Here is a 15,335-nt window from a genome sequence, read left to right as displayed (position 1 = left end):
GGGACCGGACCGCGGTGGTTCAGCCGACGGCGACCGTGAAGACGTGCAGGTCGCCGTTGTCCGGCAGCTTCACGCTCCGGATCGTCCGGCCGGCCGGGGCCTCGAAGGGCCTGGTGGCGAAGACGTACGTCGCCACCGGGTCCTTGTCGGCGCCCGCGACGTTGCGGTACAGCGTCTTGGCGACGATCTCGTTGCCGTACTGGACGGTGCCGCCCCCGCCGCCGACGGTCCAGTCGGTGAAGGCGAGGTCGACGGTGTCCGTGCCGCCGTCGGTGTAGGTGACGGTCGCCTTGGCCTGCTGGTTCCCGTTGACCGCGCTGCCCACGAAGCTCAACTTGGCGGCCGGATCAGCCAGTTCGAGGGTCTGGCCGGACGCCGTGGCGTTGTCGGGGCGGCCCGCCGGGGAGTCGGGCCAGGTGAAGGCGAGGCCGCCGGACACCGTGCCCCGCCCGCCCGGCGTGAGGCCGGCCGCGGCCAGCGCCTGGCGGGAGTAGCTCCAGCCGCCGCCGTCGTAGTCCGCCTCGTCGTGGTCGCCCTCGTCGTCCGAGACGCCCGTGTTGTCGTAGGCGGCGAGGAGGGAGCCGGGCGCCGCCACCGTCAGGGCCACCGGCTGCCGGTACGAGGAGCCACCGGACGTCACCGTGACCTGGACGTCGTAGAAGCCCTGCCGGGCGCTGTCCGCCGCCTTCAGGGTGATGCGCTGTGCCCCGTCGCTCACGGTCCCCTCGGCGGGTGTCGCCGTGACGCCGTCCGGCACGTCCACGTGGAAGCGGACCTCCGGACCCGCGCCGCCGCTCAGGGCCAGCGCCTTGATGTCGAGCTCGGTGCTGCCGCCCGGTGCGAGCTTCGCCGTGGTAGGGCCCACGCCGATCTGGTACGGCTGCTCGCCGGTGCGGAAGGACGGCGGGGCGTCCTCCGGGGCGCTGCCCCACTCCTTGTCCGGGGTGCCGCCCAGCGTGTAGTCGAGGGTGCCGCCCGAGCGGACGAAGGAGGCGGGGACCCAAGGACGTTCGCTGGAGCGGCCGTTCACCTTCAGGGAGTGCACGTACGGGGCTTCGGAGGCCGCGCCGGCCGCGCGGATGGTGATGTCCGCGCCGCCGGGGCGGGAGATCTCGGCGCGCGGGAACAGCGGTGAGGCGAGGACGAGTTCGGCCCGCGAGGGGACCTGCGGATACATGCCGAGCGCGGAGAAGACGTACCAGGAGGACATCTCCCCCAGGTCGTCGTTGCCGGGGATGCCGCCCGGCTGGGTCGACCAGAGCTGCCGCATGGCCGCGCGGACGGTCTCCTGCGTCTTGTACGGGGCGCCCGCGTACGCGTACAGGTAGGGGACGTTGATCGAGGGCTCGTTGTCCAGCTCGGACTTGTCACCGCCGCTGCCCGTGAGGGCCCAGTCGCCGTCGGCGTCGTGGAAGAAGGTGTCGAGGCGTTCGAGGGCCTCGGCCCGGCCGCCCATCGCCGCGAAGAGTCCGGCGGGGTTGTGCTGCACCATCCAGGTGTACTGGGCGGCCGTCCCCTCGACGAAGCCGTTGCCGGTCGCCGGGGTGAAGCCGGTGACCCAGCTGCCGTCGGCCTTGCGGTTGGCGATGTAGCCGCCGCTCGGGTCGGCGGCGAGGTTGAAGTTGTTCTGCCACCACTGGGCGCGGCCGGCGAAGGTCCTGGCCGTCTTCTTCTCCCCCGCCGCGGCGGCCAGTTGGGAGATCGCGAAGTCCGCGCCCGACATCTCCAGGGTCTCGGCCGCGCCGCCCCAGGCATTGGAGACGGACGGCATGTAGTGGTGCTCCAGGTACTTGTCGAGGGACGGCCGCTGCCCCACGGAGAGCACCGGTTTACCGGCGGACGAGAGGTCCTGCTCCGTCGGCACGGTCGCCGCCTTCACCAGCGAGTCCAGTGCCCCGCGCAGGTCGAAGCGGGTGCCCCCGAAGGCGCGGATGCCGGCGAGCGCGGCCGGTGAGGGGTCGCCGTTCATGACGTGCGTCCCGCTCGCGCCGTGCAGCCAGCGGTCCCAGATCCCGCCGTTCTGCCGGGCCAGCCGCAGCAGTGACTGCGCGATGTCGGAACCGACGCCGGGGTCGAGGAGGGTCAGCAGCTGGACCTGGGAACGGTAGACGTCCCAGCCGGAGAAGGTCCCGTACTGGGCCCGGTGGCCGCGTTCGACGGTGTGCACCTCGCCGTCGGCGCCCCGGTATCTGCGGTCGGCGTCGCTGATGACGTTCGGGTGCAGGAGGGCGTGGTAGAGCGCGGTGTAGAAGGTGGTGCGGTCGGCGTCGGCGCCGCCGCCGATCCTGATCGCGCCGAGGCGTTCCCGCCAGGCGCGCCGGGCGGCCTCCCGCACGGAGTCGAAGGAGCGGGCGGGCGGGTTCTCCGCCGCGAGGTTCGCCGCCGCGCCGGCCCGGCTGACGTACGAGATGCCGACCTTGACGTGCACGGGTTCCGAGCCGGGCGCGAACTCGACGTAGCCGCCCGCCCCCTTGCCCGCGACGGGCCGTCCGCCGTCGCCGAAGCCGCCCGTGCCGCCGCTCGCCTCGGTGGCGCCCGGGTTGAGCCGGTCGTCGTGCCAGGTGCCGGTCTCCTTGAAGTCCCGGTCGAAGCGGGCGGTGAAGTACAGGGTGTAGTAGCTGCGCCGGCCCTCCGGGTCGAGGTAGCCGCAGAAGTTCCCGGACGTGACGGACCCGGAGACCGTGCGGGTCGCGGGGTCGATGCGCACGTCCGAATCGGTCGAACCCACCTCGGAGTTGGCGGTGCGGATGAGGAGCGAGGCGGGCTTGTCCGAGGGGAAGGTGAAGCGGCCCGAGCCGGTGCGCGCGGTCGCGGTGAGGTCGGCGGTGACCCCGGAGGCGAGGGCGGCCTTGTAGTGCCCGGGCTCGGCCGTCTCGTCGGAGTGCTTGAAGTCGGCGGCGTACACCGCGTCCTTGGTGTCGCTCGCCGGGGAGGAGGTCACCTTGCCCGCGTACGGGAAGAACGGGATGTCGCCGCTGCCGCCCGCGCAACCGGTGCCGGACATGTGGGTCAGGCTGAAGCCCCTGATGCGCGTGGCGTCGTACTGGTAACCACCGGGTGCGGCGGTGCGGGTGGCGTCGCCGCGGGTGTTCTCCGGGCTCCAGGAGAGCATGCCGAAGGGGACGACGGCGCCGGGGAAGACGTTGCCGCCGTTCCTGGTGCCGATGAGGGGGTCGACGTACGCGGTCGGGTCGCGGACGAGGTCGGGCGGGCCGGCCGCGGGCGCGGCCAGGGCCGGAGTGGCACCGCCGGCCGCCAGGACGACGGCGAGCAGCACGGATGACGGACGGAAACGCATGACGCGGCCCCTCCTCCTTCGGACGGGTCGCGCACCACGGGTCGCACAAGCCGCAGGGACAGTAACGTGCGCCACGGGTACCACGGAAGACCGCGTCCGCCGCCTGTGGCACGCGGCGGAGCGCCCCGTTCCGGCCCGGCGCCCACCCCTTCGGCGCAGGGTCGTGGTCGATCTGCGGCACAACTGGCTTGACATCGTTGTCCGTTGAGGCGATAGAGTCATGTGCAGACCATCAGACAACGTTGTCGCACACCGCGGCCGTCACAAGCCACGCACCACCCCGGGCCGGCACTCCCCCCTTCGGCCGGACCGGGCTCGCGGACCGGGTGAGTCCCAAGGCCCCACCCGGTCCGCCCCGAGCCGTGGACCGCCGCCGGGCGGCACGGACGGGCGAGGTGGGAACGGCCCTTCCGGGGCGGGTTCCGGTCCGCCGTCATGGGAGCGCTCCCACCCCACTCGCAAGTTAGCGCGCACGGGCACCTCTGTAAACGGCTGTCACACGACGGCGCCAATCCGGCCCGCACACCCGGCACACCCGAGGCACGAGGACCGCGTGCGCCGGCCCGCGGCAGGCTCCCTGCCGACGGCGAGGGGCGCACGCCGGCCCGTACAGGCCCCCTGCCGACGGTGAGGACCGCGCGCCGGGCGCCCGGAGCACGGCGAGGGCCGCACCCCCGTCGTGCGGGGATGCGGCCCTCAACTGCCGTGCGGGGCCCGGTGAGAGGCCTCCTGGTCCGGCTACTTGCGGATCAGGCTGCGCAGCACGTACTGCATGATGCCGCCGTTGCGGTAGTAGTCCGCCTCGCCGGGGGTGTCGATGCGGACGACCGCGTCGAACTCCACGCCGGTGTCGGTGGTGACCTTCACCGTGCGCGGCGTGGTGCCGTTGTTGAGCTCCTCGACGCCGGTGAAGGAGAAGGTCTCCTCGCCGGTCAGGCCGAGGGACTCGGCGTTCCGGCCCTCCGGGAACTGGAGCGGCAGGACGCCCATGCCGATGAGGTTCGAGCGGTGGATGCGCTCGTAGGACTCGGCGATGACGGCCTTGACGCCGAGGAGCGCGGTGCCCTTGGCGGCCCAGTCGCGGGACGAGCCGGAGCCGTACTCCTTGCCCGCGAGCACGACGAGCGGGATGCCCTGCTCGATGTAGTTGCGCGAGGCGTCGTAGATGAACGACACCGGGGCGTCGTCCTTCGTGAAGTCGCGGGTGTAGCCGCCCTCGGTGCCCGGCGCGATCTGGTTGCGCAGGCGGATGTTGGCGAACGTGCCGCGGATCATGACCTCGTGGTTGCCGCGGCGCGAGCCGTAGCTGTTGAAGTCACGACGCTCCACACCGTGCTCGGTGAGGTACTGGCCGGCCGGGGTGTCGGCCTTGATGGCGCCGGCCGGGGAGATGTGGTCGGTGGTGACCGAGTCGCCCAGCTTGGCGAGGACGCGCGCGCCCTGGATGTCGGAGACCGGGGTGGTCTCCATCGTCATGCCCTCGAAGTACGGGGGCTTGCGCACGTAGGTGGACTGCGGGTCCCACTCGAAGGTGTTGCCGGTCGGGATCGGCAGCGCCTGCCACTGGGCGTCGCCCGCGAAGACGTCCTGGTAGGACTTGCTGAACATGTCCTCACCGATGGCGTTCGCCACGACGTCGTTGACCTCGGCCTCGGTCGGCCAGATGTCCTCGAGGAAGACCGGCTTGCCGTCCTGATCGGTGCCGAGGGCGTCCTTGGTGACGTCCACCTTCATGGACCCGGCGAGGGCGTACGCGACGACCAGCGGCGGGGACGCGAGGTAGTTCATCTTGACGTCGGGGTTGATCCGGCCCTCGAAGTTCCGGTTGCCGGAGAGGACCGAGGTGACCGCGAGGTCGTGGTCGTTGACCGCCTGGGAGACCTCCTCCGGCAGCGGGCCGGAGTTGCCGATGCAGGTGGTGCAGCCGTAGCCGACGAGGTTGAAGCCGACCTTGTCGAGGTAGGGGGTGAGCCCCGCCTTGTCGAAGTAGTCGGTGACGACCTTGGAGCCCGGGGCGAGGGTGGTCTTGACCCACGGCTTGCGGGTCAGGCCCTTCTCGACCGCCTTCTTGGCCACCAGCGCGGCGGCGACCATGACGTACGGGTTCGAGGTGTTGGTGCAGGAGGTGATCGCGGCGACCGTGACGGCGCCGTGGTCGAGCTCGTAGGTCGAGCCGTCGGGGGCGGTCACCGTGACCGGGTTCGACGGGCCGGAGCCGGCGACGACGGCCGAGTGCTGCGGGGCACCGGAGCCGTTGTCGTCATGGCCGTAGGCCGGGGCGTCGCTGGCCGGGAAGGACTCGTCGCTCGCCTCGTCCACCGGGGAGGACACGCCGTGCGGCTTCTCCTGCGCGGGGACGCCGGACTTGCGGTCCTCGCCACCGGTGATGCCGGCCTCGACGTAGTTGAGGACGTCGGCCTTGAACTGCTCGGCGGCGTTCGCGAGGACGATGCGGTCCTGCGGGCGCTTCGGGCCGGCGATCGAGGGCACGACGGTGGCGAGGTCGAGCTCCAGCTTCTCGGAGAAGTCGGGCTCGGCGGCCGGGTCGAGCCAGAGGCCCTGCTCCTTGGCGTACGCCTCGACGAGCGCGACCTGCTGCGCGTCGCGGCCGGTCAGGCGCAGGTACTTCAGCGTCTCGTCGTCGATCGGGAAGATCGCGGCGGTGGAGCCGAACTCCGGCGACATGTTGCCGATGGTCGCGCGGTTGGCGAGCGAGGTGGCGGCGACGCCCTCGCCGTAGAACTCGACGAACTTGCCGACGACACCGTGCTTGCGCAGCATCTCGGTGATGGTCAGCACGAGGTCGGTGGCGGTGGTGCCGGGCTTGAGCTCACCGGTGAGCTTGAAGCCGACGACGCGCGGGATGAGCATCGAGACGGGCTGGCCGAGCATCGCGGCCTCGGCCTCGATGCCGCCGACGCCCCAGCCGAGCACACCGAGGCCGTTGACCATCGTGGTGTGCGAGTCGGTGCCGACGAGCGTGTCGGGGTACGCCTGGCCGTTGCGGACCATGACGGTGCGGGCCAGGTGCTCGATGTTGACCTGGTGGACGATGCCGGTGCCCGGGGGGACGACCTTGAAGTCGTCGAACGCGGTCTGGCCCCAGCGCAGGAACTGGTAGCGCTCCTTGTTGCGGCCGTACTCCAGCTCGACGTTCTGCGCGAAGGCCTCGTGCGTGCCGAACTTGTCGGCGATGACGGAGTGGTCGATGACCAGCTCGGCCGGGGAGAGCGGGTTGACCTTCGCCGGGTCGCCGCCGAGCTCCTTGACGGCCTCGCGCATGGTGGCGAGGTCCACGACGCAGGGCACGCCGGTGAAGTCCTGCATGATCACGCGAGCCGGCGTGAACTGGATCTCCTGCGACGGCTGCGCCTGGGAGTCCCAGCCGCCGATCGCCCGGATGTGGTCGGCGGTGATGTTCGCGCCGTCCTCGGTGCGGAGGAGGTTCTCCAGCAGCACCTTCAGGCTGTACGGCAGGCGGGCCGAGCCCTCCACCTTGTCCAGCCGGAAGATCTCGTACGACTCGTCGCCCACCTGCAGCGTGCTGCGGGCGTCGAAGCTGTTCGCCGACACGACAGTCTCCTTCATATATGTGCGCGTACCCACCGCAATCCTGCCGCCATGACGACTGGCCGATCCGCTAAGGTAAGGCTAAGTTAGGTAACCCTTACCGGGCTGGCGGCTGCGGGGCGCCTCGGCAGATATCTCGATGTCGAGATAACTGTAGTACATGACCCCTGCGCGCAACCAAGCGCGTACCCCTGTCATGCCCTCTCATCGTCGTACGCGGCGCACGGGTGCACCAGCGCTACAGCGACGGCGCGCGGGCTTCAGCCCGCCGTCGTCGGCGCAGCGCAGCTCCCTCGCCGTCGCCAGGGAGAAGGAGTGGGCGACGGTCGCGGAGGCGCGCTGGACCTTCCGGGGGTCACCCTCGGGCTCGTGGAACACGTCCGGGTTCTCGACGGCGACGGTGATGTGGCCGATCCCGGAGGGGGACTCGCCCCCGGCGCGGCAAGGGACCCCGCGTGCGGTGGTGCGGGTCGTCATCATCAGAGTCTCCCCAAGTCCTACGTGGTCGGCGCCCGGCCGGGCCCTCAGTGCGCGGAGGCCCCGGGCAGGCTCCCGGAGTTGGCGGGTGCGGGGGCCAACTCGGCTCCGCCGGGCGGTTTTTCGCGTCGAATTATCGTGGGAGGCGCGGGTAGCCGTAGGCCATGGCTATCACTTTCCGCAAGAGCTTCCGCATCCTCCCCGGCGTCCGTCTGAACATCAACCGGCACTCCTGGTCCATCACCACGGGTGGCGCGAACGGACCCCGGCACACGCACAGCAGCACCGGTCGGCGCACGACGTCGATGGACCTGCCGGGTCCGTTCGGCTGGCGGCGTACCCGGACCGCCAAGCGACGGTAGGGCCGGGCCGACGGCACGTCACCCCTGCCGAGGGGCCCGCGGCTGAGAGCGTGTCACCTGAAGGGACCCCCCGGAAGGCGCCATCTCATATCTGAGATAACCTCGGCCTCATGGCAGACGACTACCTCGTACGCATCGGCAAGCTCATCCGTGACGCCCGGCAGCACCGGGGCTGGACACAGTCACAGCTCGCCGAGGCACTCGGCACCAGCCAGAGCGCCGTCAACCGCATCGAGCGCGGCAATCAAAACATCAGCCTTGAGATGATCGCCCGAATCGGTGAGGCGCTGGACAGCGAGATCGTCTCGCTGGGCTACGCGGGTCCCATGCATCTGCGGGTGGTCGGCGGCCGTCGCCTGTCCGGCTCCATCGACGTCAAGACCAGCAAGAACGCCTGCGTGGCGCTGCTGTGCGCCACGCTGCTCAACAAGGGCCGCACCGTGCTGCGCCGGGTCGCCCGCATCGAGGAGGTGTACCGCCTTCTGGAGGTGCTGGGCTCCATCGGCGTACGCACCCGCTGGATCAACGACGGCGTCGACCTGGAGATCGTGCCGCCGGCCGACCTCGACATGAGCACCATCGACGCGGACGCGGCCCGCCGCACCCGCTCGATCATCATGTTCCTGGGCCCGCTGCTGCACCGCGTGGACAACTTCAAGCTGCCGTACGCGGGCGGCTGCGACCTCGGCACGCGCACGATCGAGCCGCACATGATCGCGCTGCGCCGGTTCGGGCTGGACATCGCGGCCACCGAAGGGCTCTACCACGCGCAGGTCGACCGGTCGGTCTCCCCCGACCGGCCGATCGTGCTGACCGAGCGCGGCGACACGGTGACGGAGAACGCGCTGCTGGCCGCGGCCCGCCACGACGGCGTGACCGTGATCCGCAACGCCTCCTCGAACTACATGGTCCAGGACCTGTGCTTCTTCCTGGAGGCCCTGGGCGTACGGGTCGAGGGCATCGGCACCACCACGCTCACCGTGCACGGCGTGCCGAACATCGACGTCGACGTGGACTACTCGCCCTCCGAGGACCCGGTCGAGGCGATGAGCCTGCTCGCCGCCGCCGTGGTCACGGAGTCGGAGCTGAAGGTGTGCCGGGTCCCGATCGAGTTCCTGGAGATCGAGCTCGCGGTCCTGGAGGAGATGGGCCTCGACCACGACCGCACGGCCGAGTACTTCGCCGACAACGGGCGTACGCGCCTGGTGGACCTCACCGTCCGGCCCTCCAAGCTGGAGGCGCCGATCGACAAGATCCACCCGATGCCGTTCCCGGGTCTGAACATCGACAACGTCCCCTTCTTCGCGGCCATCGCGGCCTCCGCGCAGGGCAAGACGCTCATCCACGACTGGGTGTACGACAACCGCGCGATCTACCTCACGGACCTCAACCGCCTCGGCGGCAGGCTCCAGTTGCTCGACCCGCACCGCGTCCTGGTCGAGGGCCCGACCCGCTGGCGGGCCGCCGAGATGATGTGCCCGCCCGCGCTGCGGCCGGCCGTGGTCGTGCTGCTGGCGATGATGGCGGCCGAGGGCACGTCCGTCCTGCGCAACGTCTACGTCATCAACCGCGGTTACGAGGACCTGGCGGAGCGGCTGAACACGATCGGCGCGCAGATCGAGATCTTCCGGGACATCTGAGCGCTCGGGCGCAGGCGCTGCCGTACGTGCCTTGTCCGACCCACAGACACGTGGGTCGGACAAGGCACGTACGGCAGCTACGAGGCCTGCGGCATGGCACGTTCCAAACAGGTCTGGCGCCCTCCGCCGAAGCGAACCCAGAGTCCGCTCGGTCATGAGTGATCGACCAGCGTCCTGTCGCGATTCAGTCGTCGGGACACAGTCCGCACGGCACGCATCCGCCATGGAGTGGCAGTCCTCAGCAGAACACCGATCGACAGCGACAAGGCGGCTGTGCACCATCCGACGGGATCCCCGGCAGGGGAGGCTGTCCAGTCCCACCAGGCGCCGTCGCTCAGCCAGATGAGAGGAAAGGCCGAGGCGACCGGCAACGCCCAGGCCAGGTTCCAGCCGAAAAGCCTTCCGGAGGCTTGGGCGAGACCGAACCAGATCAACATGGAGCGAACGAAGGAAACCCCGGTCGACGCTCCTGAGGCCAACCCCTGAATCGCGAATGAGCACAGGCTCGCCAGGACGGTGAGGGCCAGCAAGTGGCATGCGAGCAGACGGAAATAGCGCGGCCCGGCGCCATCCTCATATTGATCCATGCTGCTGGTCGCGGCCGCCGCCAGGAAGACTCCCGACAACAAGGGCAGGTCACGCCTGAACGGGATGCCGGTGGTGACTCCGTCGTCCACCGAGGGAAGAGGTATCTCGAAGTCACCCAGGTAGGCGGAAAGCACAGCTACCAGGACGACACCGGCCATGACTGGCCAGAAACGGTGCAGGCGCGCGAAGCGGACGAGCATGGTGACCTGCATCAGGGACTACAACCACTCTTGCGTAGCACGGTGAACTGGTCAGCGACCCATTCCCGTTGCGCGGATTCCGGCATGCGGACAGCAGCGGCGGCGTCTGCCTGGGCCCGGGAGACCCCACTCATGGAAAGGCCCGCATCGGCGGCCTCCGGGTCTTCCGCCATCGCCCTGTATTCGAGCCACAGGGTGACCCGGTCCTTTGCAAGCTGCCAGGTGTCACGGTGATCGACCGGCGGGCGGCACTTCGGAAACGAGGTATAGAAAACGCCGTTCGACATGGCGATGGCCGCTGTGCGTACATGCCCTTCCGCCACATCGAATCCGTTGTCGCCCATCGCTGTGGGTACCAGCCCGTACTCGTTCATGCGGCGTGGCATCCTGATCCAATCCTGAGGAATACGCGCCACATGGCTGGCCATGCCTGACAGATCGTCGAGGTACTTGCGATGCTCGGGCCATACACACACGCTGGAAGAGCCCTTGGCGACGTCCCTGCAGAGCGGCTGCACTGCCGTGACGGGCCGGTTGATCCGCACCTCACCGGCCGCCGGGATGGCGACCAGCGCGAAGGCAGCGCCCGCCGCCGGAACGATGACGGAGAGACGTTGCACGAGGGATGGGGACCAGCGCGGCAACCGGCCAGTGGTCCGGTGCGGCGGAGGAAGGGTCACCGACAGAACCGCGAGTGCGGCAGCGAACACGAAGTGCCATGCGATGGGTTTGCTGCGCAGCATCTGGTCCGGCGCACCGGTGAGCACGAACAACCCGAAGTGCTGACCGAACCCCATCATCACGACGAACCCGCCCAGGGCGCAGATCACCGGTGTGAACGCGGGGGACGGCCACCATCTGCCGGCCGCATGACCGACCGCAGCGAACATGATCAGCGTGGCGGCCCCCATGAGTAGGTAGGAGGGCCACAGGAATCCAGGACCGGCGTCGGGCAACGACACGGCAGCGGCGACCAGGCAGCCGACCGCATACGCGATGAAGCCGAGGGTGAGCGTGGCTCCCAACCGCGCCCCTTCGACTCGCCAGCCGGGACGTGCGGCCGCCAACAGAGTCTCCGGCATCTCCGTGCGCGAAGTCCGGCCTGCCTGCCAGGCGGCAACTGCCGCCAGCACAGGGCCGAGGAACAGGGTTACCACTTGTGCGGCCGCGCTGGCCTCGGGCCACACCCCGATCCAGTACCGCGTGCGCCCGAAAAGCACGACCACGTCGACACCGATGAGGAGCGGCAGGGCTGTGAGAACGGGCGAGCGCCGCAGTTCCATACGGAAGATGCTCAACATGCTGCGTCCGCTTCGCTGACTGCGTTGTCCAATTTGGTCATGTAACCGCGTTCGAGAGGGCTGTCCCCAGGTGCGGCAGGGTCCGCTTCGACCGCCAACTGCGACGGTGTGCCACGGTAGATCACCCTGCCCTCCCGCAGTACGAAGACGGTGTCACAGGCGGCGCTGACGTCCTCGACCAGATGCGTACTGAGGACGACGGCCGCGCCCTGGCTGGACAGGCTGCGGATCAAACTGCGGAATTCCAGACGTTGCGCGGGATCGAGACCGACCGTCGGCTCGTCGAGCAGAATGAGTTTCGGCCCGCCCACGATGGCCCCGGCGATGCCCGCCCTGCGCAGCATTCCCCCGGACAGGGACTTCATCTTGTGACGAGTCCTGTCAGTGAGACCGACGGCGCTCAGGGCGAGATCGGTGGCGCGGCCTGCCTTCTTGTCCGGGACCTCGCGCAACCACGCGCAGTAGCGCACGAAATCACCCAAGGAAAACCCGGGATAGTAGCCGAAATCCTGCGGAAGGTAACCGATCTCACGCCGGGCGGCACGTGCCTTCTTTTCTCCGGTGACCGCATCACCGAAGAGCTCGAGAGACCCCGAGAGGGGAGGCACCACGGCACTGAGAGTGCGGAACAAGGTCGTCTTTCCTGCACCGTTCGGTCCCAACAAGCCTGTGATTCCGGGCGTGATGGTCAGATCGAGCTCGTCGATGACCAGTTTGCCTCGATACCCCTGAGAGAGGGCGGTCAACGTTGCGATAGCCCTGTCAGGCATCAAGTTCTCCAAACGCCTTGTGGGGCGAGATCACTCCCGCCCCACAAGCTGAGACAGACGACGGTTAGACAGTGACTCGCGTCTTGTTGATCTTGAACGTGCACTCGTAGGAGCTTATCTTTCCCACGTAGCCGTACCTGGCGTCGGCGAACCTCTGCTCGTCCAGCTCGTTGTTGCAGTCGTACGTCACCAGGTACGAGTTGGCCGGAGCGTATGCGTGGTCGCAGTAGGCGTGGCCAGAGGTGCTGTACCAATACCCACGGCATCCGTAGGTCCAGTGGCTTTCGGCCGAGGCGTTCGCCGACGGACCCGACATCGAAAGTGCCGCCGAGGCCAGAGCTACGACCAGTGCCGCCTTGCCCACACTCGTCCGCACCTTCTGCTTGATGGTCCCCGTGTTCATTCTTCCCCCTACGGTCGAAACGTGTCCGTCTCACATGCAAAGACGGACGGCGACTCAGACTCTAAACACCCCCGGAACCGGGCAACAAGATCGTTTCCGGACGGGGAGCATGACGACCTGGCTCGATACGGCACTGTTTTCGCCTCCACCGGGCAGACCGAAGCTCGGCGGTTCCGGATCCGGCCGATTCCCAGCGGCCCGGTTGCGGTCTCGCCGGGACCGAGCGGAGACGATGCCGTGCTCCTCTCTTGAGTCGAGCAAAGGCCCCGGCTCAGGGCGGCTCACGCAGTCGGTGGGGGCCGGAGTCCCCCTCACGGCGTCCGCAGGACTCCGTCCCGGGCGCCGACGTACTCCGCGAGGTGTTCGCCCGTGAGGGTCGAGCGGGCGGCGACGAGGTCGGCCGGGGTGCCTTCGAAGACGACGCGGCCGCCGTCGTGCCCGGCGCCCGGGCCGAGGTCGATGATCCAGTCCGCGTGGGCCATCACCGCCTGGTGGTGCTCGATGACGACGACCGACTTGCCGGAGTCGACCAACCGGTCGAGCAGGCCGAGGAGTTGTTCCACGTCGGCGAGGTGCAGGCCGCTGGTCGGCTCGTCGAGGACGTACACACCGCCCTTCTCCGACATGTGGGTGGCCAGCTTGAGGCGCTGGCGTTCGCCGCCGGACAGGGTGGTGAGCGGCTGGCCCAGGCTGAGGTAGCCGAGCCCGACGTCGGCCAGCCGGGTCAGGACGGCGTGCGCGGCCAGAGTGCGCGCCGCTCCCTCGCGGAAGAACGCCTCGGCCTCGGCCACCGGCATCGCGAACACCTCGCTGATGTCCCGGCCGCCCAAGCGGTGTTCGAGCACCGACGCCTGGAACCGCTTCCCCTCGCACTCCTCGCAGGTCGTGGCGACCTCGGCCATGATCGCCAGGTCCGTGTACACGACGCCGGCACCCCGGCAAGTGGGGCAGGCGCCATCGGAGTTGGCGCTGAACAGCGCCGGCTTCACGCCGTTGGCCTTCGCGAACGCCTTGCGGATCGGGTCGAGCAGTCCGGTGTACGTCGCCGGGTTGCTGCGCCGGGATCCCTTGATGGCGCTCTGGTCGACGGTCACCACGCCGTCCCGTCCGGCGACCGAGCCGTGGATCAGCGAGCTCTTGCCCGAGCCTGCGACCCCCGTGATCACGGTGAGCACGCCGAGCGGGATGTCCACGTCGACATCGCGCAGGTTGTGCTCGCCGGCGCCCCGCACCTGGAGCGCGCCGGACGGCTCGCGCACCGCGTCCTTGAGGACCACGCGGTCGTCCAGGTGCCGTCCGGTGAGCGTGCCGGAGGTCCGCAACTCCCCCACGGTGCCCTCGAAGACCACCCGCCCGCCGTCCGTGCCGGCCCCGGGCCCGAGGTCGACGACGTGGTCGGCGATCGCGATCGTCTCCGGCTTGTGCTCCACGACCAGCACCGTGTTGCCCTTGTCGCGCAGCCGCAGCAGCAGGTCGTTCATCCGCCGGATGTCGTGCGGGTGCAGACCGATGGTGGGCTCGTCGAACACGTACGTGACGTCGGTCAGCGCCGAACCGAGGTGGCGGACCATCTTCACGCGCTGCGCCTCACCGCCCGACAGCGTTCCCACCGGCCGGTCCAGCGAGAGGTAGCCGAGCCCGATCCCGACGAACGAGTCCAGCGACCCGGCGAGCACCTGCACGAGCGTCCGGACCGAGGGCTCCGCGAGGCCGCGGACCCAGTCGGCCAGGTCGCCGATCTGCATCGCGCACGCGTCGGCGATGTTGGTCTTCCCGATCCGCGACGAGCGGGCCGTCCCACTCAGCCGGGTGCCCTCGCACTCCGGGCAGACGGAGAACGTCACCGCCCGGTCCACGAAGGCCCGGACATGCGGACGCAGCGCGTCGCGGTCCTTGGTGAGGAACGCCTTCCGCACCCGTGCGACCAGGCCCTCGTACGTCGTGGTGAGCCCGCCCACCAGGACCTTGACCGGCTCCCGGTGCAGGAAGACCTCCAGTTCGTCGCGGGTGTAGTCGCGGACCGGCCTGTGCGGGTCGAGGAGGCCGGACTCGGTGAACGACCGCACCACCCAACTGCCGGGTTTCCAGCCGGGCACGGTGATCGCGCCGTCCGCGAGCGACCTGGACGCGTCGTAGAGCCGGGCCGGGTCGATGTCGGAGACGGCGCCCAAGCCCTCACAGCGCGGGCACATGCCGCCGACGACGCTGAACCCCTTCTCGACGCTCCTGCCGTTCACCACCAGCGTGCCCGTGGCGTCGGCGGAGGCGATGTTGAAGGCGAACGCCTTCTGCGAGCCGATGTGCGGCACTGCGAGGCGGCTGAACAGGATCCGCAGCAGGGCGCCCGCGTCGGTGGCGGTGCCGACCGTGGAGCGGGGACTCGTGCCCAGCGGCTTCTGGTCGACGACGATCGCGGCCGTCAACCCTTCGAGGACGTCGACCTCGGGCCGCGCCGCCGAGGGCATGAAGCCCTGCACGAAGGCGCTGTAGGTCTCGTTGATCAACCGCTGCGACTCGGCGGCGATCGTGTCGAACACCAGGGAGCTCTTGCCCGAGCCGGACACCCCGGTGAACACGGTCAGTTGATGCTTGGGGACGGCGAGGTCGACGTTCCGGAGGTTGTTCTCCCGCGCACCGTGCACGCGGAGGTGGTCATGACGGCCGGCGCGGCGCGGGGCCGGGAGCTGTGTGGTCATGAGGTTCGATCGTATCCCTGCAAGACCGGT

The 15,335-nt window shown here is 69.5% G+C and carries 10 protein-coding genes; 2 read left to right on the top strand and 8 right to left on the bottom strand.

The features are described 5' to 3' along the window. Positions 1 to 19 precede the first annotated feature (19 nt). From ACZ4VA_RS08770 to ACZ4VA_RS08760, 3 genes are all read right to left on the bottom strand, one after another. Positions 20 to 3,298 (bottom strand): GH92 family glycosyl hydrolase, encoded by a 3,279-nt coding sequence (locus ACZ4VA_RS08770; protein ID WP_468080504.1) that lies wholly within the window; start codon positions 3,296 to 3,298, stop codon positions 20 to 22. Positions 3,299 to 4,036: 738 nt separating this feature from the next. Further along, a complete protein-coding gene (locus ACZ4VA_RS08765; RefSeq protein WP_388903206.1) occupies positions 4,037 to 6,886 on the bottom strand; it encodes an aconitate hydratase in 2,850 nt (949 codons plus the stop codon). Between the two features lie 186 nt (positions 6,887 to 7,072). Next, the gene (locus tag ACZ4VA_RS08760) at positions 7,073 to 7,348 is read right to left on the bottom strand and encodes a hypothetical protein (protein ID WP_452924557.1); all 276 of its coding nucleotides are present in this window, start codon (positions 7,346 to 7,348) and stop codon (positions 7,073 to 7,075) included. 161 nt (positions 7,349 to 7,509) lie between these two features. Between ACZ4VA_RS08760 and ACZ4VA_RS08755 the strand changes: the two genes are divergently transcribed. Together ACZ4VA_RS08755 and ACZ4VA_RS08750 are read left to right on the top strand one after the other, a co-directional pair. Next, entirely contained in the window at positions 7,510 to 7,707 is a 198-nt protein-coding gene (locus ACZ4VA_RS08755) for a DUF4236 domain-containing protein (protein ID WP_355784868.1), read from the top strand. Positions 7,708 to 7,817: 110 nt separating this feature from the next. Continuing rightward, on the top strand, positions 7,818 to 9,347 hold the full coding sequence (locus tag ACZ4VA_RS08750) for a helix-turn-helix domain-containing protein (RefSeq protein ID WP_355784870.1): 1,530 nt from the start codon (positions 7,818 to 7,820) through the stop codon (positions 9,345 to 9,347). Between the two features lie 152 nt (positions 9,348 to 9,499). Here the strand turns inward: ACZ4VA_RS08750 and ACZ4VA_RS08745 are convergent, their stop codons facing one another. The 5 genes from ACZ4VA_RS08745 to ACZ4VA_RS08725 all read right to left on the bottom strand — a co-directional run bounded on the left by ACZ4VA_RS08745 (position 9,500) and on the right by ACZ4VA_RS08725 (position 15,305). Then, positions 9,500 to 10,147: a hypothetical protein gene (locus ACZ4VA_RS08745; RefSeq protein WP_468080501.1), complete on the bottom strand. Its 648-nt coding sequence runs from the start codon at positions 10,145 to 10,147 to the stop codon at positions 9,500 to 9,502. Continuing rightward, positions 10,147 to 11,436: a DUF7224 domain-containing protein gene (locus ACZ4VA_RS08740; RefSeq protein ID WP_468080499.1), complete on the bottom strand. Its 1,290-nt coding sequence runs from the start codon at positions 11,434 to 11,436 to the stop codon at positions 10,147 to 10,149. The genes ACZ4VA_RS08745 and ACZ4VA_RS08740 overlap by 1 nt, the downstream gene beginning before the upstream one ends. Beyond that, a complete protein-coding gene (locus ACZ4VA_RS08735) occupies positions 11,430 to 12,206 on the bottom strand; it encodes an ATP-binding cassette domain-containing protein (protein ID WP_468080497.1) in 777 nt (258 codons plus the stop codon). The genes ACZ4VA_RS08740 and ACZ4VA_RS08735 overlap by 7 nt, the downstream gene beginning before the upstream one ends. A gap of 64 nt (positions 12,207 to 12,270) precedes the next feature. Continuing rightward, positions 12,271 to 12,609 carry a hypothetical protein gene (locus tag ACZ4VA_RS08730; protein ID WP_468080495.1) on the bottom strand — a complete coding sequence of 113 codons (339 nt, stop codon included), beginning with the start codon at positions 12,607 to 12,609 and terminating at the stop codon, positions 12,271 to 12,273. A gap of 311 nt (positions 12,610 to 12,920) precedes the next feature. Continuing rightward, positions 12,921 to 15,305, bottom strand: a complete 2,385-nt coding sequence (locus tag ACZ4VA_RS08725) for an ATP-binding cassette domain-containing protein (protein WP_468080493.1) — start codon at positions 15,303 to 15,305, stop codon at positions 12,921 to 12,923. Between the last annotated feature and the right edge of the window lie 30 nt (positions 15,306 to 15,335).

Source organism: Streptomyces sp. NPDC028308 (assembly GCF_055565855.1).
This window is presented reverse-complemented; position numbering and strand designations above follow the sequence as displayed.